Raw genomic sequence first — 20,847 nt, 5'->3', positions numbered from 1 at the left:
CCCTGTTGGCAATACACGAAAAAACACGGAGACACCCATGAAAAACCTGACGGCCCTGATCACCGCATCCATTATCGGCATGACGGCCAGCATCGCCCACGCTCGCGACCTGGGGCCCGACGAAGCCCTGCGGCTGCGTGACGCTGGTACCATTGTGTCTTTCGAGAAGCTCAATGCCACCGCGTTGACCAAACACCCAGGCTCCAGCATCACCGAGACCGAGCTGGAAGAAGAGTACGGCAAGTACATCTACCAGGTTGAGCTGCGCGACCCGCAAGGTCTCGATTGGGACCTGGAATTGGACGCTGTCAGCGGGCAGGTTCTCAAGGATCATCAGGATACGTAATGAAGGTGCATTTGTTTTCCAGTCGAAGCGCCAGCCGGGCAGGCCTGGCGCTTTTGGTTTTGTGTTCGGTGGTCATGGCTCGCGACCTGGATCAGGACGAAGCCCTGCGCCTGCGCCAGCAAGGCGTGATCCTGCCGCTTGAGCAGCTCTTGCAGCAGGCGCTGGACCGCTATCCCGGCGCAAAACTGCTGGAAGCCGAGCTCGAAGAGAAACACGACGTCTACATTTATGAAGTCGAGCTGTTGACCATCGAAGGCGTGGTCCGTGAACTGGACCTCGATGCCCGTACTGGCCAGTTATTGAAAGACAAGGAAGATTGACCGATGCGTTTGCTCCTCGTGGAAGACCACGTGCCCCTGGCCGATGAATTGATGGCCGGATTGAATCGCCAGGGCTATGCCGTGGACTGGTTGGCGGACGGCCGCGATGCGGTGTATCAGGGCAGCAGCGAACCCTATGACTTGATCATCCTCGACCTCGGCCTGCCAGGTTTGCCGGGGCTGGATGTGCTCGCGCAGTGGCGCGCAGGCGGTTTGGCGACGCCCGTGCTGATCCTGACGGCGCGCGGGTCCTGGTCCGAACGTATCGAAGGCCTCAAGGCCGGCGCAGACGATTACCTGACCAAACCGTTCCATCCTGAAGAACTGCACCTGCGAATTCAGGCGCTGCTGCGTCGGTCCCACGGCCAGGCCAACCAGCCGACGCTCAAGGCGGCAGGCCTGCATCTGGATGAAGGTCGCCAATGCGTGACCCGCGACGGCGCGGACATTCAGCTCACTGCTGCGGAATTTCGCCTGTTGCGTTATTTCATGCTGCACCCCGAACAGATCCTCTCCAAAAGCCACCTCGCCGAACACCTTTACGATGGTGAAACCGAGCGTGATTCCAACGTGCTGGAAGTCCACGTCAACCACCTGCGCCGCAAGCTCGGGCGCACGGTGATCGAAACCCGCCGCGGCCAGGGTTATCTGTTCGGCGGGCAAGCCAAGTGAGGTCGATCCAGCGCCGCTTGAGCCTGGGACTGATCAGCGTGATGGTGATCGTCGGGCTGGTGCTGGCGCAGACCAGTTTGTGGCTGTTCGAAATGGGTTTGCAGCGCTACCTCGAAGCAGGGCTTCGCAACGACAGCGAGAGCCTGCTGGTGGCGTTGGTGCGTGGCCCACAGGGTTTGCAATTGGATGAGCGTCACTTGTCACCGGCTTATCAGCGGCCGTATTCCGGGCATTACTTTCGCATCGACTTTGCCGACAACCATTGGCGCTCCCGTTCGCTGTGGGATCAGGAGTTTCCACGGCTTGAGCAGCCCGGTCTGCAAAGCAACCTTCAACTGGGGCCGGAGGGGCAACAGTTGCTGGTATTGCGCTCGGACTATCGCCGGCTCGGGCAGTCGATTTCCATTAGCGTCGCCCAGGATTACACCCCGGTGCGCGACAGCTTTTTGCGCATGCAGCAAGTGGGCTTGGGCCTCGGTCTGGCGGGGTTGTTGCTGATTCTGCTGTTGCAACGGGTCACCGTGCGCCGCGCCTTGCGCCCGCTGGAAAAAGCCCGCGAGCAGATCGCTCAGTTGCAACAGGGCCAGCGCTCGCAACTGGACGATCAGGTACCGGTGGAACTGGAGCCGCTGGTGGCGCAGATCAACCATTTGCTTGCTCATACCGAAGACAGCCTCAAGCGTTCACGCAATGCCCTGGGCAACCTTGGCCATGCGTTGAAAACGCCGTTGGCGGTGTTGTTGAGCCTGGCATCGAGCGAGAAACTCGATGCGCACCCGGAACTGCGCAAAGTGCTCAAGGAACAGCTGGAACAGGTCCGTCTACGTCTCAACCGCGAACTCAATCGCGCCCGATTGTCCGGCGACGCGCTGCCGGGGGCGTTGTTCGATTGCGATGCCGAACTGCCGGGATTGCTGGCCACGCTCAACATGATTCACGGTGAACACCTGGACCTGAGCTATGTAGCGCCCAAGGGGCTGCAGTTGCCCTGGGATCGGGAAGACTTGTTGGAGCTGCTGGGTAATCTGCTGGATAACGCCTGTAAGTGGGCGGATGCCGAGGTGCGGTTGAGTGTGGTCGAGACGGCGGCAGAGTTTGAGTTGAGCGTTGAAGACGATGGTCCGGGCATTCCCGAGGATCAGCGGGCTCAGGTGTTCAGCCGCGGCACGCGACTGGACGAACAGACCGATGGGCATGGGCTGGGATTGGGGATTGTGCGTGACATCGTGGATACGTGGGGCGGGGTGATGCGGTTGGAGGAGAGCGAGTGGGGCGGGTTGAAGGTGGTGATTCAGTTGCCCAAACGCTGATTGCGTACTACAGGAGAATGAAAAACCTGCGGGAGCGAGCCTGCTCGCGATAGCGGAGTGTCAGTCGACAAATCTGCCATCTGACACTCCGCTATCGCGAGCAGGCTCACTCCCACAGGGATCTGCAGTGGGCCCGGAATGGGGTTTACACCCGAAACTGATCCATCAAGGCCTGCTGCTGATTCGCCAGGCTGTTAAGGGACTGGCTAACCCGTGCTGATTCATTGGCTTGCCCCGACAGCGACTCCGTCACGTCCCGAATCGTCGCCACGTTGTTGTTGATCTCTTCCGCCACGGCGCTTTGTTCTTCCGCCGCGCTGGCGATCTGCAGGTTCATGTCGCTGATCACCGTGACCGCTTCGCCAATCTGGCGCAACGCCGTCACGGCCTGGCCGACTTGCTCGACGCTGCCCTGAGCCTGGCGATGGCTGTTGTTCATCGAACCCACCACATCCTGCGTGCCGCTTTGCAGTTGCTCGATCACCAGGCGGGTTTCTTCCACCGACTCCTGGGTGCGACGTGCCAGGTTGCGCACTTCATCGGCCACCACGGCAAACCCGCGTCCGGCTTCACCGGCACGGGCAGCTTCGATCGCGGCGTTGAGCGCGAGCAAATTGGTCTGTTCGGCGATGGCACGGATCACTTCAAGTACCGATCCGATTTTCTCGCTGTTGGCTGCCAGACCTTCGACTTGCACCATCGCTGCACTCATGTCGGCCGCAAGGTTGTCGATGCTGGTGGTGGTCTGGTCGATCACGGTCAGGCCGCGGCGGGTGGCATGATCGGCGTCCCGCGCGGCCTGAGCGGCTTGCGCTGCGCTGCGGGCGACGTCCTGGGCAGTGGCGCTCATTTCGTGAGACGCGGTGGCGACCTGATCCACCTGACGGTACTGCTGCTCCATGCCGGCGCTGGTCTGTGTCGCAATCGCGGATGACTGGTCGGCCGTGCTGCGCGCGTCCTGCACCGAGCGTTTGACCTCGGCAATGATCGGTTGAAGCTTGTCGAGGAAGCGGTTGAACCAACCGGCCAACTGGCCCAGTTCGTCCTGCTTGTCGTAGGCCAGGCGGCGGGTCAGGTCACCTTCACCGCTGGCGATGTCTTCAAGCATGTGCGCCACACCCAGAATCGGTTTGGTCACGCTGCGCGCCATCAGCCACACCAGCAACAGGCCGATCAACGCGGCGATGACGCCCAGGCCAAGCTCCAGCAGTGTGCCGGTGGTGTTGCTGTCGTCGAGTTGTTTTTCCAAAGCTTCAGCCGGGCCGACCAGGACTTTTTCCGGTACTTGCAGCAGTACGCCCCAGGATTTTCCACCGGGAATCGGCTGGAACGGTGCCAGAACCTTCAACTGCTGGTTGCTGTGCAGGCTTTCGGTTTTACTGCTGCCGGCCAGCCTGCGGATCAGCTCTGCGCCGCTGGTTGTATCCACCGTGTCCAGGCGCTGGCTGAGTTTGCTGGCGTCCGGGCTGTAACCGGCCAGCAAACCGACCGGGCTGATGATGCTGACGTTCGTCTGGCCGTCATAGAGCTTCCTGCTCGCGCCCTGACTGATCGCTTGCAGGCTGTTGAGGTTGATGTCCACCGACAGCGAGGCGATGACCTTGCCGTTGACCATCAACGGAAAAACAATGCTGGTCATCAGCACGTTCTGGCCGTCGATCTTGTAGAAATACGGCTCGATCACGCAGGGTTTGAGCGAGGTGCGCGGGCAGGTGAACCAGGCGTTGGCCGGCTCGCCGCTGGGGCCGGCACTGGTGTCGGCCATGTCGCTTTCCGGCAGCGCCATGGACGTGACCTTGCCCGGCGTCGGTTGCGACCAGTACAGGGCGAACCGGCCCTTGTCGTTGCTGCCCAGTTCGGCCTGACCGGCGAACAGTTCGTCCTTGCCGTCCAGTGCGTTGGCTTCGAACACCAGCGACAGGCCGAGCAGCTCCGGGTTGGCCTGCAGCGCCGATTTGACTTGTCGGGTCAGGTCTTCACGCAAATCGAACGCGTCGAGGAAGCGTTTTTCGGCCTGATCGCGCAGAAACAGCACCTGACGCGAAAAGCCGTGACCGTATTGATAGGCGTCCATGAACTGCTGGCGAATCTCCAGCGCCTGGTTTTCGCCCTGGGATTCGATCCGCGCCTGGGCGCTTTCGTTGAGCATCTCCATGCTCGAGGCTTTCACCAGCGCGGAGCTGTGCTCCATGCGATACAGCGAAAGACCCACCAGAAGGGTCACGATGCCCGCCAGGCATAGCCCGGCCAGCAGGGTGATTTTCCATTGAATGGAAAGTTGTCTGAGTGACATGGAGACGTCCTTATTCGATAAATATCTGCGGCTTTGCTCTGTAACGGCAGCGGGACGGGAATCTTTATCCCGCCAACTGAATAGGCTCAGGTTGTTTTTTGTGGCGAGGGAGCTTGCTCCCGCTGGGGGCGAAGCCCCCTCGAACTGAAGTAGCGCCTTGTCAGGTAGATCATGTCGCTCGGCTTTGCGGCTGCTGCGCAGCCGAGCGGGAGCAAGCTCCCTCGCCACAGGGGGGCACAAGCATTAACACATCATTGGAGCGTCGCACGCTTTGACAGGAACCCCACTCTCCGGCACAGTGCGCGCCCTCTAATAAAACCCATTTCCTGATCCGCTGGCGGCTCTTTGCAGACTGCCGGCTGAACTCATTGCGCTTGTCTTGAGGTAACGATGATTAATGCTGTAATTGCCGCGGTCGGCGTCATGCTGATACTCAGCCTGTCCCGCGTGCATGTCGTGATCGCACTGATCGTGGGTGCACTGGTCGGTGGTTTGACCGGTGGTCTGGGCATCGACGCCACCCTGAAAGCCTTCAACAGCGGCCTTGGTGGCGGGGCGACGGTGGCGTTGTCCTATGCGTTGCTGGGGGCTTTTGCCGTGGCGATCGCCAAATCCGGCATGGCCCATGCGCTGGCTGACAAGGCCCTGGCGATGGTCGATCGCCAGCACGCCAGTGGGGGCGGTCGGGTGAAATGGCTGTTGATCGGCTTGCTGTGGGTGGTGGCCATTGCCTCGCAGAACATTTTGCCGATACATATAGCCTTCATTCCCTTGCTGGTTCCGCCGCTTTTATACGTGCTGACCAAGCTGCAGCTGGATCGGCGGCTGATCGCCTGTGTCATGACATTCGGCCTGATCACGCCGTACATGTTCCTGCCGGTGGGCTTCGGCAATATCTTTCTCAATGAGATCCTGCTGGCCAACGTCGCCCGTAGCGGTGTGGACATCAGCGGCATCAACGTTACCCATGCCATGGGTATCCCGGCGCTGGGCATGGTGTTCGGGCTCGCCGTAGCGTTTTTCAGCTACCGCAAGAAACGCGTCTACGACCTGGGGAAGATCGAGCAGGTCGAGCAGGTGGCCGTGCAATACAACCCGCTGAGCCTGATGGTGGCGGGACTGGCCATCGTTGCCGCGTTCGTCATTCAGCTGTTGCTGGATTCGATGATCATTGGCGCGCTGGCGGGGTTTCTGATCTTCTCGGTGTCGGGCATCGTCAAGTGGCGTGATACCGATGACCTGTTCACCGAAGGCATGAAGATGATGGCAATGATCGGCTTCATCATGATCGCCGCGTCCGGCTTTGGCGAAGTGATCAAAGCCACCGGGGACGTGCAATCGCTGGTCGAAACCTCGGCGTCATGGATCGGCCACAGCAAAGCCATTGGTGCGTTGCTGATGTTGCTGGTCGGCCTGTTGGTAACCATGGGCATCGGCTCATCGTTTTCCACTGTGCCGATCCTGGCGGTGATTTTCGTGCCGTTGTGCGTGCAGCTGGGGTTCAGTCCGCTGGCGATCGTCAGCATCGTCGGTACGGCCGGTGCCTTGGGTGACGCGGGCTCTCCTGCTTCAGACTCGACCCTGGGCCCGACTTCCGGTTTGAACATCGACGGCCAGCATCACCATATCTGGGACACCGTGGTGCCGACGTTCCTGCACTACAACTTGCCGTTGCTGGCGTTTGGCTGGGTGGCGGCGATGGTGCTCTGACTTACAAATGCAGGTGCACCGTGGCGAGGGGATTTATCGGAATGCCACACCACGCCGTTGGACTGCGCAGCTGTCCCATTTTGGGGCCGCTTCGCAGCCCAACGGGGATAAATCCCCTCGCCACACAGCCGCGCTCCCACAATGACCGCATTCAACTTTTGACCTGGCGTGCCGTTAAAGCGTTAACCACGCCGATAACATCAAAAGAGTGAACGTCATGCGCATGAGCTTGAAGGCTAAAGTCCTGTCCCTTGCCGTCCTCCCGGTGTTGCTCTTTGCGCTGGTCATCAGTCTGACCACCTTGTTCATTCTCCAGCAACAGGCCCGCAATGAAGTCGAGGAAACGCGTCAGCGTCTGCTCAGCGATGCCAAGACGACCCTGCAAAGCTACGTCGCCGTGGCCATGACCGCGATCAAACCGCTTTACGACGCTGCCGCCCCCGGCGATGACGCGGCACGGGCTCAGGCGGTCAAGCTGCTGTCGAGCATCAGCTACAGCAAGGATGGCTACTTCTTCGGCTACGACTCCAACACCGTGCGCCTGTTCAAGGCTAACAGCCCGGAAGGCGTCGGCCAGAGCTTCAAGGACAACCGCGATCCGAATGGCGTCTACGTCAACCGCGACCTGGTGAACGTCGCGAAGGATGGCACCCACTATCTGCAATACAGCTCGCCACTGCCGGGCAACAGCCAGGTGCTGGTGCCCAAACTCGGCTACACCGAATTCCTGCCGAAGTGGGACATGGCGGTCGGTACGTCGGTCAATCTCGATGGCATCGAAGCGCAAGTCGCACTGGTCGAAGCCAAGGTGCACGAGCGGATGGAAGGCGTAGTGCTGAGCATCGTCGGCATCGCGCTGCTGGTGTTGCTGGTGATCGCCGTCGCCGGTCTGTTGCTGGCCAACACTATCCTGCGTCCGCTGACCCTGATGAAAGCCAACCTGGATGACATCGCGGCGGGCGAGGGCGACCTGACCTGCCGTCTGACCGTCACCAGCAAGGATGAACTCGGTGAACTGGCCAGCTCGTTCAACCGCTTCGTCGACAAGATCCATGGACTGGTGCGGCAGATCACCGAAATGACTTCGCAACTGACCGGGTTGGTGAATCAGGTGTCCGATCAGGCCCAGCGTTCGGACAAGGCCATGGAACGTCAGCGACATGAGACGGATCAGGTGGCCACGGCGATCAACGAGATGTCGGCGGCGGCCCAGGAAGTGGCGAAAAGCGCGCAGAACGCGGCGGTGGCCGCCCAGCAGACCGACGAGGAAGGCCAGGCGGCCAAGCGTGTGGTAGCCGGCAGCATCGTCAAGATTCATGCGTTGGTGGACGACATTCGCAGCAGCGGCGTGTCCCTTGATAGCTTGCAGAAAGACGTGTCGTCCATTGTCAGTGTGCTCGGTGTGATCCGTTCGATTGCCGATCAGACCAACTTGCTGGCGCTGAACGCTGCCATCGAAGCGGCTCGCGCTGGCGAAGCGGGACGAGGGTTTGCGGTGGTGGCGGACGAGGTGCGGGCGTTGGCCAGTCGCACGCAAATCAGCACTCAGGAAATCCAGAGCATGATCGACCGCTTGCAGGCCGGAACCCAGTCCGCCGTGGACGCCATGCGCCGCTCCAGCGAAGCCGGCGATGGCACCAGCGCTCAGGCCAATGAAGCTGGCGCGTCGCTGGACACCATGGCGCAACTGATCGCCACCATCAACGCGATGAACGCGCAGATCGCCAGCGCCGCCGAGGAGCAGACGGCTGTGGCCGAAGAGATCAACCGCAGCGTGCATCAGATCGCAGTGGCCGTGGACAGCGTCGCCGACGAAACCCAGCTCGGCGCGCAGACCACCCGCAGTCTTGCGGACCTGGGACAGCGGTTGGGCAAGCTGGTCGGGCAGTTTCGTATCTGATTTCCGCCCACTGAACGCGCGCTCTGTACGCGATCCTTGTAGCAGCTGACGAGCTTGCGAGGCTGCGTCCGGCTGCGCAGCAGTCGTAAAACCGGACACCGCGGTGTATCAGATGAACCTTGTTCAACAGGTTTACGACTGCTTCGCAGCCGGAGGCAGCCCCGCAAGCTCGTCAGCTGCTACAGGGATCTGTGCTGGCTGGGAACAGGTTTACGGTCTGTCCCAATACGGCACCACGCCGAAACACTCCACGTAAAAATCAATCACGGTCCTGACCTTCACCGACAATCGTCGGCTGCCAGGCCATAGCACCGCGATCTGCTGGGGTTCGAGGCTGTTGGACACTTGATAGTCCCCCAGCACCGGCACCAGCGTGCCGTTGCGCACGGCTTCGCCAATCAGCCATGACGGAAACATCACCAGCCCCAGTCCTTGTTCGGCGGCCTGGGTGAGGGTGTCGGCGTGATTGCCTGTGATGGGCCCGGTGACCGAGTAGGGCGTCCAGTCCTGTTGATCCTTGCGGAAGAACCAGCGCTGCTGGCCCGTGACACCTTTGTAGGCGAGGCACTGATGCGCAGCCAGCTCATCGGGGTGTTTCGGCGAGCCACGGCGTTTCAGGTACGCCGGGCTGGCCGCCACCTGAAAGCGATGGGGCGCCAGGATGCGCGCCTGCATGCTCGAGTCGTGCAGCGGGCCGATGCGAAACAACAGGTCGGCGCCTTCCTGCAGCGGGTCGACGTAGGTATCGGTCTGCTGGATATCCAGTTGCAGCTTCGGATAGCGCTCGCATAACTGCCCCAGCCACGGCGTCAGGTGACGCTGTCCGAACACCACCGGCGCATTGATCCGCACCAGTCCGCTGGGCTCGCTTTGCTGTTCCTGCAACGCCTGTTCGGCCTCTTCCAGTTGCACCAGCACCAGCCGCGCATGGTGCCCGAGCATGCGCCCGGCTTCGGTCGGCGTGACGGCGCGTGTGTGGCGATAGAGCAATTGCTGGTTCAGGGACTGCTCCATCAGCTGGATTTGCCGGGAGATCGAAGAGGGCGCCAGGCCTTCGCGACGGGCCACTTCGGAAAAACTGCCGTGGTCGAGCACCGCGACAAAAAGTCGGAGTGCCTTGAAACCAAACTCGTTGAGGCCTTGCATGGGAATGTCCTGCTGTGCGGTTTGCGCAAAAGTGTTGTCCGGATGCTCCCATTTATCGCAAAGGATCGCCAGACGATAATGCGCGCCTATTCCACCCAGTGGGAGCGAGCAGACTCGCACCCACAAGGGGTTGGGCCAACTGATCACGGGTACTGCTTATGCAATCTTCTTCAATCGAACAAACCGGGGTTATTCCAACGCCTGTAACCAAACCAGGACTTCGGCTGCTGCTGTTGCCGTTGGTAATCCTGGCCGGCATGGGCCTTTCCGTGGAGGCCGGGTTGCTCGGGCCGCTGGGGGTTCAGGTCGGGCATCTGTGGGCAACCTTGAGCATCTTCGGTGTCGGTTCGGCGATTCTGTTTTTGCTGCTGTTGTTCAGCGGTCCGCAACAAGGACCGGCCTTGAACACCTTGCCGCGCTGGCAATTGATCGGCGGTTTTCTGGGGCCGATGTACGTCATCGTGTTGACCCTGGCCACGCCACACATCGGTATTGCCATGACCATGATCGCGATCCTTTCCGGGCAGGTCGGCAAGAGTGTGTTGATCGACCATTTTGGCTGGTTCGGCGCCGCGCGTAAAAAGGTCAACGGCGAACGTTGGCTCGCCTTGCTGCTGATTGTTACGGCACTTGTTCTGATCGCAAGGGGTTGATGATGAGTCTGATTATTTTGTTGGCGGTAGTCGTGGCTGCCGGTGCGGTGTTGAGCGTGCAGGCGGCAATCAACGGGCGTCTGGGTGAAACGGTTGGTGTGTTGCGCAGCAGCCTGTTGACCTTCGTGGTGGGCGCGGTGGTGACAGGATTGCTGATTCTGTTTTTCGAACCGGCCCATGCGGTGAGCCTGCTGGACGTGCCGAAATGGCAGCTCAGTGGCGCGTTGTTCGGGGTGGTCTACATGATGGTCATGGTCGGCGCGGTACCACGGGTGGGCACGGCAGTGGCGACGGTGGCAGTGATCGTGGGGCAACTGGGCATGGGCATGTTGATCGACAATTTCGGCTGGCTGGGCAATCCGGCTATCGAGTTGTCCAGCAGCCGTATCCTGGCGATGGTGTGTCTCGCCTTGGCGTTGCTGTTCATGTACCGCAGTAGCACCCGAAGCGCTTAACGCCGATGCCCGGTGTAAACGCCGATCCACTGTAGGAGCTGCTGAAGGCTGCGATCTTTTGATCTTGATCCTGAAAAACAGATCAAAAGATCGCAGCCTCCGGCAGCTCCTACACTGTCAATGACGGGTACGCATTTGACGCACCCGGACGACCATAACAATGGAGTCAAACCATGACAGTGACCAAAACCGATACTTGCGACTGCCCGAAATGCGAGTGCAAGCTGGGTGATCATCCGATCGCGCGACACGGCAAGCACTACTGCTGCGAGGCCTGTGCCAAGCATCATGAGCATGGCGAAGAATGTTCATCGAAAGGCTGCAAGTGTGCCAAGAGCTGATCAGCCGCCCAAAGAAAGTGGAGCCTTCCTGGCTCCACTGTCGTTTGAATTTCCCCCCCCTATTGATACTTAGCCTGCGGGTCGCCAGGTCACATTCTCGACCCCGAACTTCTCCGCCATCGGTTTGCTGGTTTTCTGCACCTTCTCTCGGCCAAAGCGCGGGATCCGACCCACGCCGGCGTCACAGCTTGCCCAATGCCAAGCCTCTGCGTTGTCCATCTTGTCCAGACGGATAATGAAAGACTTGGGGGCGCCATGAAGGGTGTACTCAATGACGAATAGTTTTGCGTTGTTCATAAAGCCCGTATTCCTCCCTGTGGTATTAAAAGGATCGTGGACGTCGCGGAAAATTCAGTCGGATTGTCAGACGGCTGCGACCAGTGGCGGCATGACTGTTCGCTCGTTAACATGCATCTCCTGAAAACCCCAATGATCATTGCCCATGGCCCTCGCCGCGCCCCCAGATCTGAGTGATACCGATGTGCCCGTGCAACCGCTCGCGCGCACCTATCCGCGCGGGCTGTTCATCGAGCCCCACGAGCATGTCTGGGGCCAGTTGCTGTATGCGATGAGTGGAGTCATGTGGGTCGAAACGCCGCATGAGGCGCTGGTGGTACCGCCCCAACGCGCGGTCTGGCTGCCGCCGGGCGTGCCCCACGGCATTCGTGTGGTTTCGGATTTGCAAATGCGCAATATCTACCTGCGCCCTTCATTGGCGGCGACGCTGGACGACACGGTCCAGGTGATCGAAGTGGGTGGGTTGCTGCGTGAGTTGATTGTCAGGCTGGTGGAGCAGGGCGAGGATGGCGCCCCCGAGTATTACGAGGCGCTGGTGAACCTGGCGTTGTTGGAGCTTAGGCGAGCCGGCCGATCCCTGCTGAAAATACCGCTGCCGGACGATTCCGACCGGCGTCTGATGAGCTTGTGCCAGGCCGTCATGGCCAATCCCTCGCTGGACGTTCCCTTCGAACAGTACGCGGAAAACGTCGGTGCCAGCGTGCGCACTCTGGCGCGATTATTCAAGGACGGCCTGGGCATGGGCTTCGCCGAGTGGCGGCGGCAGGTCCAATTGGCGACGGCGGTGGCCGAGTTGATCCAGGGTGTGCCGGTTAGCGCGATCGCACGGGAGCTGGGCTATTCGCCGAGCAGCTTCAGCGACATGTTCCGCCGGGAGCTGGGTGTCGCCCCCTCCCAGTTTTGCGCGAGCCAGCGCCCGGATTGATCGTTTGGCCGAGATTCAGAAGCGCTTGGCCGATACGCGGCGTGGCGTGCCTCTAGACTTCAGGCTTATCTACACGCCTGGATGCTGCCATGAATTACCTCATCTCGATTGTGATCGGTCTGGGCGTCGGCCTGCTGTACGGCGCGCTGGATTTCCGTTCGCCGGCGCCGCCCGCGATTGCGCTGTTAGGCCTGCTCGGCATGCTCGCCGGGGAGCAGTTGTGGCCGCTGGGGCGGCAACTGATCGCTGGCTGGATCTCTTGAATTCTGCTCCTTCAAAAAATGGACATCTTCCATGAAAGCACTGCAGTTCGACAAAACGGGCGACCTTTCTGCCCTTCGCTATGTTGAGGTTCCCACCCCCGTTGCCAGCGCCAATGAAGTGTTGGTCGAAATCAAAGCCGCCGGCCTGAACCCCAGCGATGTGAAGAATGTGTTGGGGCGTTTTCCCTACACCACGCTGCCGCGCATTCCCGGCCGCGACTTCGCCGGCATCGTCGTGCAAGGTCCGCAGGCACTCATAGGCCAGGAGGTCTGGGGCACGGGGCGTGAGTTGGGTTTTTTCGCCGATGGCTCCCACGCGCAATTCGTGAAACTGCCGGCCAATGGCGTCGCGCGCAAACCGACCCACCTGTCCTTCGCCCAGGCCGCCAGCCTCGGCGTGCCGTACACCACGGCGTGGGATGCGCTGGAGCGCAGTCTGGTGAAGGCCGAGACGCGATTGCTGGTGATCGGCGGCGGGGCGGTGGGCAGCGCGGCGTTGGCGCTGGCCAAAGTGCGCGGCGCGCAGGTATTGGCGGCGGCGCGTCGGTCCGAACAGGTCAAAGAGCTGCAGGCGCAGGGTTATCCGACGCTGCAGCTGGACAAGCCAGAGGCATTGGGCGAGCAAGTGAACGCGGTGTATGCCGGCGGTGCGGACGTGATCTTTGACACGACGGGCTTCTGGTTACCGGCTTCGGTGACAGCATTGGCGACCTTCGGACGAATCGCAATCATCGCCGCACCGGTGGACGGTCTCGTGCAGTTGCCGGCGCTAGGTTTGTACCGCAAGGGTGGCTCGGTGGTGGGAATCAACTCACTGCTTTACGGCGTCCAGGCGTGCGCCGCTATGCTTGATCAGTTCGGCCGGTTCTTCGATCAGGACTTGCTGCCGTTGCCGCAAGGTTTGTTTGAATCGCCGTTGTCGGAAGGTGTGGAGCGGTATGCGGAAGTGGATCGTGGAAGTGGGGACAAAGTGATTTTTGTGCCGTGAGCTAGAGATGTATCTGCAGGAACAAAGCTCGCTGGCGATGGCTTTTGATCTGCTTTTGATCTGCTATCTGCTTTTGATCTTCTTGCCCCCTCGGAAGGCCGAGCGCAGGTTCTGCGCAGTGGGTAACCCGGCATGGATGCCGGGTTAGCCGCGCACGGCCATGGATGGCCGATCGCGGCGGGCCCACGGAGCAGGACCGGAGCGAGGGTATGCCGAGCCCAGGCGAGGCACCGGACGAAAGGGGCAAGAGCGTTTGGTTACTTGGCGCTCCTCCAAGTGACTCGCTGTAAGAGCGAAACCAATAGCAGCCGTGACCGCAGGAATGGATATGTACACCCTCAATAAACTCACCGCCTGTCAGGCCGCCATCGCCGGCAGGCCAGCTCCCACAGTTTGATCCGGGTGCATCAGGGAAATACTCATCGCCTGTCAGGGCGCCATCGCCGGCAGGCCAGCTCCCACAGTTTGATCCAGGTGCATCAGGGAAATACTCCTCGGCTGTCAGGGCGCCATCGCTGGCAAGCCAGCTCCCACAGTTTGATCCGGGTGCATCAGGGAAATACTCACCGCCTGTCAGGCCGCCATCGCCGGCAGGCCAGCTCCCACAGTTTGATCCGGGTGCATCAGGGAAATACTCATCGCCTGTCAGGGCGCCATCGCCGGCAGGCCAGCTCCCACAGTTTGATCCAGGTGCATCAGGGAAATACTCCTCGGCTGTCAGGGCGCCATCGCTGGCAAGCCAGCTCCCACAGTTTGATCCGGGGATATCTGGCAGAAATCTGTCGACTGTCAGGCAGCGATCGCTGGCAAGCCAGCGCCCACAATCAGAACTGATACCCAACCCCCGCGTAATACCCCCACCCATCCGACCGGGCACGGAAGTCGCCGTCGCCGAAATTCAACTCACTGCCATCCTCCCAGTTACCCCCGTTGTAAAAATACCGACCCACCAACGTAAATCGCAGATGCGTAAACGCGTACAGCAACACATTGGTCGCCACCGTCGCGTTAGCCGTGCGCGCCGGGTTGTCCTTGTGCAAGTCCGAACCAAAGTCGAAATTGGTGAAGCCGATATACGTCAGCGACGCGCCATTGCTGAAGCTGCTGATCGGAACGATGTACTTGAGCTGGGCACGATAGCCGTCCCACGAATACTCGTTGCTGGCCCCGTAGTTTTCCCACTGATAACGACCGTAGAAATTGGCCGACAGATTGACCCGCGAGTGCGTGTCGATGTCTGTGCCCAACCCGCTGTACAGCGTGTTCGCGCGGTTGGCGCTATTACTGCCGTGATCGTAGATCCAGTCAAACGCCACATACCATTCCTTGAACGGACCGATGGCCAGGCTGCGGCCCGCCAGGTAGTCGATTGAGATCCGCGGTTCGTGCTCCATGAATACCGGCGAGCCATGGTCCCAGACGCCTTTGTCGTGGCTGTTGCCGATGTTGAAGATCTTCGGGATGTCGATGTAGCCGTACAACTCGAACGGCCCCTTGCGCCCGAAATACTCGTACTCCAGGTAGATATCGTCCGCCGGTTGCGGCCCGAAGCTGATGTCCTTGCTGCCGATGACGGTCAGGTCCTGGTTGAACCAGTCCGACAGGTACGCGCCTTTTTTCGGCGGGCTGGCTTCGGGGCTGAGTGCTTCGCCCTGGGCGGATTCTTCGGGCGTGGCGGGTTGCGCCAAGGTATTGCAGCTGAGTAGTCCTGTAACGCTGGCGAGCAGCAGGGAAACAGCCAATGTGCGCGAACGTGTCACGCGACGGGAAGTGCAAAGCATTAAAAGTCCCTTTTTGTGCGCAGCGAAGCCCGTTTCTTGGGGCTTGAGCCGTTATGTATCGAAACCGCTCCTATCAGCGGTTCGCAAACGTTTGCACAAGCCATACCAATTGTTTCAAAGAAATTAATTTCATGCGGATGACGCGCCCCTGTAGGAGCTGTCGAGTGAAACGAGGCTGCGATCTTTTGATCTCTTCCTGAAAATAAAATCGCAACCAACGGCCGTCCCCGCCGGGGGCAAACCGTCGGAGCACAAAAGTATTAATGCTAATTAATCCGCGAGATTCGAAGCGCATCTACTACGGTCTGTCAGGAGTGAAACGGCATTCAAGCCGTCGCAGTCTTGATCTGCGTGTGGAGGGTTTCACGGCCAGGGTGGTCGCCGCTGCGCGCCTTTCAAGGAAGAAAGGAATTACCACGAAAGGAACTGCCCATGGACCTTAGCTCTGTCATTGCCCCGATTTTCCGCGTGTCCCCACTTTTGCCTTCGGCGATACCCAACCCGATGCTGACCTGAGCTTCATCGACAGCGGCGCCTCGTTCAGTACCCAGGGCGTGCCGATTGCCGAAGACAGTGCGCTGCTTGAAGCGGGCGTGGACTTCCAGGTCAGCCCGACCGGCAAACTCGGTCTGGGTTACTCCGGGCAGGTGTCGAGCAAAAACGAGGACCACGCGATGACGATCAGCTTCAGCCTCGGATTCTGATAGGTCGAAGTACTTTAGCCGCCCGAAAGGGCGGTTTTTTTTACTCAAAGGTCAAAAGATCGCAGCCTGCGGCAGCTCCTACAGGGGAACGCATTCCACTCCGGATGCGGTGGTTGCTGTAGGATTATTTACCTGACTTCACGAGGTAAACCCCTATGAGCGAGCCGATTCGTCTAACCCAGTACAGCCACGGTGCAGGGTGTGGCTGCAAGATTTCCCCCCAGGTGCTGGAGGTGATTCTGGCCGGCAGCGGGGCGCAGAACCTTGATCCCAAGCTGTGGGTGGGAAATGCCTCGCGCGATGATGCGGCGGTATACGCCATCGATGAAGAACGCGGGGTGGTCTCGACCACCGATTTCTTCATGCCGATTGTCGATGATCCGTACGATTTCGGTCGTATCGCTGCCACCAATGCCATCAGCGACATCTATGCCATGGGCGGCGACCCATTGATGGCGATCGCCATTCTCGGCTGGCCGGTCAACGTGCTGGCGCCGGAGATCGCCCGTGAAGTGATCCGTGGCGGGCGGTCGGTCTGCGACGAAGCGGGCATTCCACTGGCCGGCGGTCATTCCATTGATGCGCCCGAGCCGATCTTCGGCCTGGCGGTCACCGGGCTCGTGGAAAAGCGCCACATGAAACGCAACGACACTGCCACCGCCGGGTGCCAGCTGTACCTCACCAAGCCGCTGGGCATTGGCATCCTCACCACCGCCGAGAAGAAGGGCAAGCTGCGCAACGCTGACATTGGGCTGGCCCGCGACTGGATGTGCACCCTGAACAAACCCGGCAGCCGCTTCGGCAAACTCGACGGCGTGACCGCAATGACGGACGTCACCGGCTTCGGCCTGTTGGGGCATCTGGTGGAGATGGCCGACGGCAGCCAACTCACCGCGCGCATTCAATATGACCGCGTACCACGTCTGCCCGGAGTCGAGTATTACCTCGAACAGGGCTGCGTGCCGGGCGGCACTCTGCGTAATTTCGACAGCTATGCGAGCAAGCTCGGTCGCCTTCAGGAGCTGCACAAGCTCGTTCTTTGCGACCCGCAAACCAGCGGTGGCCTGCTGGTCGCCGTCACCCCGCAAGGCAACGCCGGCTTCCTCGCGGTGGCCGCCGAACTGGGCCTGGACCTTGAGCCCATCGGTGAGCTGGTTGAGCGACAGACACACGCGGTAGAGGTGTTCTGATGTCGACCGACTTCGCCGATTACCGCGACATCTTTCTCAACGACCGGCCAATGATGGACGCCCGCGCGCCGGTCGAATACGCCAAGGGTTCATTTCCCGGCGTGATCAACTTGCCGCTGATGAACGACCACGAGCGCCAGCGCATCGGCACTTGCTACAAGCAGCAGGGGCAGCAAGCGGCGATCACCCTGGGGCATCAACTGGTGTCGGGTGACACCAAGGCGGAACGCATCCAGGCCTGGGCTGATTTCGCCCGGGCGCATCCCGATGGGTATCTGTACTGTTTTCGCGGCGGGTTGCGTTCGCAGATCGTCCAGCAATGGCTCAAGGACGAGGCGGGCATCGACTATCCGCGCGTCGGTGGCGGTTACAAGGCCATGCGTACCTTCTTGCTGGAGACGGTCGACCAGGCGATTGCCCAGTGTGACTTCGTCCTGCTGGGCGGCATGACCGGCACCGGCAAGACCGAGGTGCTGACGCAGTTGCGTAATGGGCTGGACCTTGAGGGCCACGCCAACCACCGCGGCTCCAGTTTCGGCAAGCGTGCCACTGGACAGCCGTCCAACATCGACTTCGAAAACCGCCTGGCGGTGGACGTGTTGAAAAAGCGCGCCGCTGGCATCGAGCAATTCGTGCTGGAAGACGAGAGCCGCATGGTGGGCAGTTGTGCCTTGCCGCTGCCGTTGTTCCAGGGCATGCAGCAGTTTTCGATGGTCTGGCTGGAAGACAGCCTGCAAGGGCGGGTCGAGCGAATCCTGCGCGATTACGTGGTGGATTTATGCGCCGAGTTCATCCGCGTGCATGGCGATGAAGGGTTTGCGTTGTTTTCCGAGCGGTTGCTGGAAAGCCTGAACAATGTGCAGAAACGACTGGGCGGGGAACGCCATCGGCGGATGTTGATATTGATGGAAGCGGCATTGGCGGAGCAGGCGCGCAGTGGCGCGGTAGATCTGCACCGGGACTGGATTGAAGGGTTGTTGAGCGAGTATTACGACCCGATGTATGCGTTCCAGCGGGAGAAGAAGGGTGGGCGGATCGAGTTTGCGGGGGAGCAAACGGCGGTTCTGGATTATTTGAAAGCGCGGCAAAAACAACAGGATTGATGTTGTTTTTGCCGACCTCATCGCGGCATCGGTCTCTACACATCTTTCAGGAGCTACCACAGCCTGTGGCGAGTGAGTTTACTCCCGCTGGGCTGCGCAGCGGCCCCAAATGGGGCGGCCGAGATCCTTAAGGAAAAAACTCAGTGACCTTTTTCAGGGCTGCTGCGCAGCCCAGCGGGAGTAAACTCCCTCGCCACAAGTTCGGTGTAGGTTACGACGAGATGTGTAGATACCGATGCCTGCGATGAGGTCCTTTCAAGCGTCACAGTTTTTTGTGTCGCCCTCACCGCGAGCAAGCTTTTTTTCTACAGGACAGCCGCGCCGATCAACCCGGTGATCACCCCGATCCCCATGGTCATCAGCGCCACGCTCACCAGCACCCGTGCGTCGAAATCCTTACGCAGCATCAGCAGCGACGGCAGGCTGATGCTCGGCAAGGTCATCAACAAGGCCACTGCCGGAGCGGTGCCCATCCCCAGGGTCATCATGGTTTGCACGATCGGGATTTCCGCCGCCGTGGGGATCACGAACAGGGTGCCGATGATCGCCAGCGGTATCAGCCACAGCAAACCGTTGGCCATGGCGCCGTCAATGTGAGGGAACACCCAGACCCGCACGGCACCCAGGACCAATACTGCCAGGATGTAGATCGGAATCGTGCTCCAGAACAACTGCCAGATCGTGCGACCCCAGCGAACCAGGAACGGTTGCGAGTCCGGTTCACTGGCCGCTGACACCGCTTCGACGGCTGCTTCGGGCAGTACTTCCGGGCCGGAAATTCGCTGTGCGACCAGCGACACACCGAACACCAGCACGATACCCGCCACCAGTCTTAGCGCCGTGAATCCCCAGCCCAGCACGAACCCCATGAACACCAGCGTCGCCGGGTTGAGCACCGGGTTGCCGATCCAGAAGGCCAGTGCCGCCCCGACCGAAACATTCGACCGCCGCATGCTCGCCGCCACCGGTGCGGCGCAGCACGAGCACATCATCCCTGGCAAAGCAAATAAGCCACCGCGCACGGTCGAGGCAAAACCGGCGCGGCCAAACAGGCGCAGCAGCCAGTCTCTCGGGATCAACACCTGCAGGAGCGAGCCGAGGATGACAGCCAGCACGGCGGCTTTCCAGATCGCCAGGAAATACACCTTGGCATAGGTCAGCGCAGCGATGAGCGGGGAGGTTTGTGCGTCGTTGAGAATGGAAGCGCCGATGCTGTGGTTGTCAGCGGCCAGGAAGGCTTTGGCGTAGTAGGGCGACCATTTGACGTAATAGAGACCGATGCAGGCGACGAGGACGAAGAGGGCGGGTTTCCACCAGAACGACCAGCCCCGAGTGGGGGCGGCAACAGAAGACAGTGACATGGTGAGGTTCCGGACGAGAGGGGGATGGACAGATGATAGCCCAGACCTTGCCTGTCGCGGAGTGTGGCCAATGATGATCAGCCGGGTTCAGTGAGCTTCTGTGGCGAGCAAGCTTGCTCGCGCCGGGCCGTGTAGCAGCCCCGGAAAACCCTGTTTATGTCGGACAGGTCTCGGCACCGTTATCCAGACCTTGCTTGTAACTGTGGCTCGCGACGCTCGCCTTTCCGTTGTGCCAGGTCAGCGTCAGGACGAACAGCGAATCGTAATCGCTGGACTCCCAGTCTTCGGTGATCGTCTGTTTCTTGCCGATGGCTTCGCCCGCGACCGTGTTGATCAGCTCCGGCAGGTAGCCGTGGGACCAGGCGGTATAGATGACCGAGTTGTGGTACTTGTCGTGAAGCAGTTCATCGGCCAGGTCGCTGGTGTCGTTGGCCGAAAAGTTGATGTTCACCGGCAAACCGAGCTTGATCGCGCTGGGGCTGATGGTCATCAGGGGACGAATGTAGCTGTAGGAGTTATCCAGCTCGCCTTCTTCGACATTGCGCGTCGGGTTGGCGGCAAACACGTAATTGGCCTTGCCGAATTTTTCCGGCAGCAAGGTGGCCAGGTCGATGGCGCGGTTCAAGCCCTGGCAGTTGAGCTGGCCGAGACCGCCTTCAGGTTTTTCCGCGTGGCGCAGGAATACCAGGGTCTGGGTGCCGTCAGCCGGCTGGGCACGGCTCTCGCTGGATTCCAGTGACAGGAACACCGCGCTGGTGGCCAGCAATGCGGGCAGGAACAGGTAGGCGCGATGCTTGAAACGAGTGGCAAATTTCAAAAGATTCTTCATCGAATAAAGGGTTCTTCAGCGCATTCGGTTAAGGCTGACAAACCTTTACACCGCGAGCATCCAGCGTCGGGTGATTTCCATGTCGATACGCCGGTCCGTTTCCGAAAGGGCAATCCTCAGAGTCCTCTGAGGCCCATTTGGTTCGATACCGGCCAGAGGCGCAGCAATGTATCGATAACTTTTAATGGGTTGGAGCAAAGGTTATCGACAGGATGTTGCGAAATTATGGACACCCTATAGGTTATGGCGATGACGAAGGC

The 20,847-nt window shown here is 60.3% G+C and carries 20 protein-coding genes and 1 pseudogene; 15 read left to right on the top strand and 6 right to left on the bottom strand.

Annotation, left to right across the window (positions count from 1 at the left end):
- Positions 1-37 precede the first annotated feature (37 nt).
- The 4 genes from ACA063_RS20375 (at position 38) to ACA063_RS20360 (ending at position 2,648) form a co-directional block, all read left to right on the top strand.
- Positions 38-346: a PepSY domain-containing protein gene (locus tag ACA063_RS20375; protein ID WP_162440744.1), complete on the top strand. Its 309-nt coding sequence runs from the start codon at positions 38-40 to the stop codon at positions 344-346.
- A gap of 74 nt (positions 347-420) precedes the next feature.
- Positions 421-666 carry a PepSY domain-containing protein gene (locus ACA063_RS20370; protein ID WP_497666556.1) on the top strand — a complete coding sequence of 82 codons (246 nt, stop codon included), beginning with the start codon at positions 421-423 and terminating at the stop codon, positions 664-666.
- Positions 667-669: 3 nt separating this feature from the next.
- Positions 670-1,338: a response regulator transcription factor gene (locus ACA063_RS20365; protein WP_194692468.1), complete on the top strand. Its 669-nt coding sequence runs from the start codon at positions 670-672 to the stop codon at positions 1,336-1,338.
- The gene (locus ACA063_RS20360; RefSeq protein ID WP_497663119.1) at positions 1,335-2,648 is read left to right on the top strand and encodes a sensor histidine kinase; all 1,314 of its coding nucleotides are present in this window, start codon (positions 1,335-1,337) and stop codon (positions 2,646-2,648) included. The genes ACA063_RS20365 and ACA063_RS20360 overlap by 4 nt, the downstream gene beginning before the upstream one ends.
- A 145-nt stretch (positions 2,649-2,793) precedes the next feature.
- Here the strand turns inward: ACA063_RS20360 and ACA063_RS20355 are convergent, their stop codons facing one another.
- Positions 2,794-4,941 carry a methyl-accepting chemotaxis protein gene (locus tag ACA063_RS20355; RefSeq protein ID WP_497663118.1) on the bottom strand — a complete coding sequence of 716 codons (2,148 nt, stop codon included), beginning with the start codon at positions 4,939-4,941 and terminating at the stop codon, positions 2,794-2,796.
- A gap of 393 nt (positions 4,942-5,334) precedes the next feature.
- On the opposite strand from ACA063_RS20355, the gene ACA063_RS20350 reads away from it, so the two are divergent.
- Entirely contained in the window at positions 5,335-6,651 is a 1,317-nt protein-coding gene (locus ACA063_RS20350) for a Na+/H+ antiporter family protein (RefSeq protein ID WP_497666555.1), read from the top strand.
- A gap of 217 nt (positions 6,652-6,868) precedes the next feature.
- Positions 6,869-8,551 (top strand): methyl-accepting chemotaxis protein CtpM, encoded by a 1,683-nt coding sequence (gene ctpM / locus ACA063_RS20345; protein WP_497663117.1) that lies wholly within the window; start codon positions 6,869-6,871, stop codon positions 8,549-8,551.
- Between the two features lie 210 nt (positions 8,552-8,761).
- Here ctpM and ACA063_RS20340 read toward each other — a convergent pair whose 3' ends face one another.
- Positions 8,762-9,697, bottom strand: coding sequence for a LysR family transcriptional regulator (locus ACA063_RS20340; protein WP_497663116.1), 936 nt, complete (start codon positions 9,695-9,697; stop codon positions 8,762-8,764).
- A 158-nt stretch (positions 9,698-9,855) separates the two neighbouring features.
- On the opposite strand from ACA063_RS20340, the gene ACA063_RS20335 reads away from it, so the two are divergent.
- The 3 genes from ACA063_RS20335 (at position 9,856) to ACA063_RS20325 (ending at position 11,146) form a co-directional block, all read left to right on the top strand.
- Positions 9,856-10,350 (top strand): DMT family transporter, encoded by a 495-nt coding sequence (locus ACA063_RS20335; RefSeq protein ID WP_497663115.1) that lies wholly within the window; start codon positions 9,856-9,858, stop codon positions 10,348-10,350.
- The gene (locus ACA063_RS20330) at positions 10,350-10,805 is read left to right on the top strand and encodes a DMT family transporter (RefSeq protein WP_497663114.1); all 456 of its coding nucleotides are present in this window, start codon (positions 10,350-10,352) and stop codon (positions 10,803-10,805) included. The genes ACA063_RS20335 and ACA063_RS20330 overlap by 1 nt, the downstream gene beginning before the upstream one ends.
- A gap of 173 nt (positions 10,806-10,978) precedes the next feature.
- On the top strand, positions 10,979-11,146 hold the full coding sequence (locus ACA063_RS20325) for a metallothionein (protein ID WP_497663113.1): 168 nt from the start codon (positions 10,979-10,981) through the stop codon (positions 11,144-11,146).
- A 69-nt stretch (positions 11,147-11,215) separates the two neighbouring features.
- Here the strand turns inward: ACA063_RS20325 and ACA063_RS20320 are convergent, their stop codons facing one another.
- The gene (locus ACA063_RS20320; RefSeq protein ID WP_045060943.1) at positions 11,216-11,443 is read right to left on the bottom strand and encodes a DUF6555 family protein; all 228 of its coding nucleotides are present in this window, start codon (positions 11,441-11,443) and stop codon (positions 11,216-11,218) included.
- A 145-nt stretch (positions 11,444-11,588) separates the two neighbouring features.
- Between ACA063_RS20320 and ACA063_RS20315 the strand changes: the two genes are divergently transcribed.
- From ACA063_RS20315 to ACA063_RS20305, 3 genes are all read left to right on the top strand, one after another.
- Positions 11,589-12,368, top strand: a complete 780-nt coding sequence (locus ACA063_RS20315; protein WP_162440734.1) for an AraC family transcriptional regulator — start codon at positions 11,589-11,591, stop codon at positions 12,366-12,368.
- Between the two features lie 89 nt (positions 12,369-12,457).
- Positions 12,458-12,631, top strand: a complete 174-nt coding sequence (locus ACA063_RS20310) for a DUF1427 family protein (RefSeq protein WP_162440733.1) — start codon at positions 12,458-12,460, stop codon at positions 12,629-12,631.
- A gap of 31 nt (positions 12,632-12,662) precedes the next feature.
- Positions 12,663-13,619 (top strand): quinone oxidoreductase family protein, encoded by a 957-nt coding sequence (locus tag ACA063_RS20305; protein ID WP_497663112.1) that lies wholly within the window; start codon positions 12,663-12,665, stop codon positions 13,617-13,619.
- Positions 13,620-14,443: 824 nt separating this feature from the next.
- Here ACA063_RS20305 and ACA063_RS20300 read toward each other — a convergent pair.
- Complete coding sequence (locus tag ACA063_RS20300; RefSeq protein ID WP_497663111.1) at positions 14,444-15,400, bottom strand: nucleoside-specific channel-forming protein Tsx; 957 nt, start codon at positions 15,398-15,400, stop codon at positions 14,444-14,446.
- A 482-nt stretch (positions 15,401-15,882) separates the two neighbouring features.
- On the opposite strand from ACA063_RS20300, the pseudogene ACA063_RS20295 reads away from it, so the two are divergent.
- The 3 genes and pseudogenes from ACA063_RS20295 to mnmH form a co-directional block, all read left to right on the top strand.
- A pseudogene (locus ACA063_RS20295) lies at positions 15,883-16,104 on the top strand (autotransporter domain-containing protein); the annotation flags it as partial.
- A gap of 155 nt (positions 16,105-16,259) precedes the next feature.
- The gene (gene selD / locus ACA063_RS20290; RefSeq protein WP_162440842.1) at positions 16,260-17,294 is read left to right on the top strand and encodes a selenide, water dikinase SelD; all 1,035 of its coding nucleotides are present in this window, start codon (positions 16,260-16,262) and stop codon (positions 17,292-17,294) included.
- Positions 17,294-18,397 (top strand): tRNA 2-selenouridine(34) synthase MnmH, encoded by a 1,104-nt coding sequence (mnmH, locus tag ACA063_RS20285; protein ID WP_497663110.1) that lies wholly within the window; start codon positions 17,294-17,296, stop codon positions 18,395-18,397. Before selD ends, mnmH begins: the two co-directional genes overlap by 1 nt.
- A gap of 305 nt (positions 18,398-18,702) precedes the next feature.
- On the opposite strand, the gene ACA063_RS20280 is transcribed toward mnmH, so the two are convergent.
- The gene (locus ACA063_RS20280; protein ID WP_162440844.1) at positions 18,703-19,758 is read right to left on the bottom strand and encodes a permease; all 1,056 of its coding nucleotides are present in this window, start codon (positions 19,756-19,758) and stop codon (positions 18,703-18,705) included.
- 154 nt (positions 19,759-19,912) lie between these two features.
- Positions 19,913-20,587, bottom strand: coding sequence for a histidine phosphatase family protein (locus ACA063_RS20275; protein ID WP_497663109.1), 675 nt, complete (start codon positions 20,585-20,587; stop codon positions 19,913-19,915).
- Between the last annotated feature and the right edge of the window lie 260 nt (positions 20,588-20,847).

The organism is Pseudomonas sp. LBUM1643, from assembly GCF_059716215.1.
Note: the sequence above shows the minus strand (reverse complement) of the source record. Positions and strands in the feature narration are given on the sequence as shown.

Excerpts from the sequence above, each read along its gene's own strand:
- ACA063_RS20300 (WP_497663111.1), bottom strand. The coding sequence starts at position 15,400 with ATGCTTTGCACTTCCCGTCGCGTGACACGTTCGCGCACATTGGCTGTT.
- mnmH (WP_497663110.1), top strand. The coding sequence starts at position 17,294 with ATGTCGACCGACTTCGCCGATTACCGCGACATCTTTCTCAACGACCGG.
- ACA063_RS20320 (WP_045060943.1), bottom strand. The coding sequence starts at position 11,443 with ATGAACAACGCAAAACTATTCGTCATTGAGTACACCCTTCATGGCGCC.
- ACA063_RS20275 (WP_497663109.1), bottom strand. The coding sequence starts at position 20,587 with ATGAAGAATCTTTTGAAATTTGCCACTCGTTTCAAGCATCGCGCCTAC.
- ACA063_RS20325 (WP_497663113.1), top strand. The coding sequence starts at position 10,979 with ATGACAGTGACCAAAACCGATACTTGCGACTGCCCGAAATGCGAGTGC.
- ctpM (WP_497663117.1), top strand. The coding sequence starts at position 6,869 with ATGCGCATGAGCTTGAAGGCTAAAGTCCTGTCCCTTGCCGTCCTCCCG.
- ACA063_RS20330 (WP_497663114.1), top strand. The coding sequence starts at position 10,350 with ATGATGAGTCTGATTATTTTGTTGGCGGTAGTCGTGGCTGCCGGTGCG.
- ACA063_RS20375 (WP_162440744.1), top strand. The coding sequence starts at position 38 with ATGAAAAACCTGACGGCCCTGATCACCGCATCCATTATCGGCATGACG.
- ACA063_RS20370 (WP_497666556.1), top strand. The coding sequence starts at position 421 with ATGGCTCGCGACCTGGATCAGGACGAAGCCCTGCGCCTGCGCCAGCAA.
- ACA063_RS20310 (WP_162440733.1), top strand. The coding sequence starts at position 12,458 with ATGAATTACCTCATCTCGATTGTGATCGGTCTGGGCGTCGGCCTGCTG.
- ACA063_RS20340 (WP_497663116.1), bottom strand. The coding sequence starts at position 9,697 with ATGCAAGGCCTCAACGAGTTTGGTTTCAAGGCACTCCGACTTTTTGTC.
- ACA063_RS20355 (WP_497663118.1), bottom strand. The coding sequence starts at position 4,941 with ATGTCACTCAGACAACTTTCCATTCAATGGAAAATCACCCTGCTGGCC.
- ACA063_RS20315 (WP_162440734.1), top strand. The coding sequence starts at position 11,589 with ATGGCCCTCGCCGCGCCCCCAGATCTGAGTGATACCGATGTGCCCGTG.
- ACA063_RS20365 (WP_194692468.1), top strand. The coding sequence starts at position 670 with ATGCGTTTGCTCCTCGTGGAAGACCACGTGCCCCTGGCCGATGAATTG.
- selD (WP_162440842.1), top strand. The coding sequence starts at position 16,260 with ATGAGCGAGCCGATTCGTCTAACCCAGTACAGCCACGGTGCAGGGTGT.
- ACA063_RS20335 (WP_497663115.1), top strand. The coding sequence starts at position 9,856 with ATGCAATCTTCTTCAATCGAACAAACCGGGGTTATTCCAACGCCTGTA.
- ACA063_RS20280 (WP_162440844.1), bottom strand. The coding sequence starts at position 19,758 with ATGTCACTGTCTTCTGTTGCCGCCCCCACTCGGGGCTGGTCGTTCTGG.
- ACA063_RS20305 (WP_497663112.1), top strand. The coding sequence starts at position 12,663 with ATGAAAGCACTGCAGTTCGACAAAACGGGCGACCTTTCTGCCCTTCGC.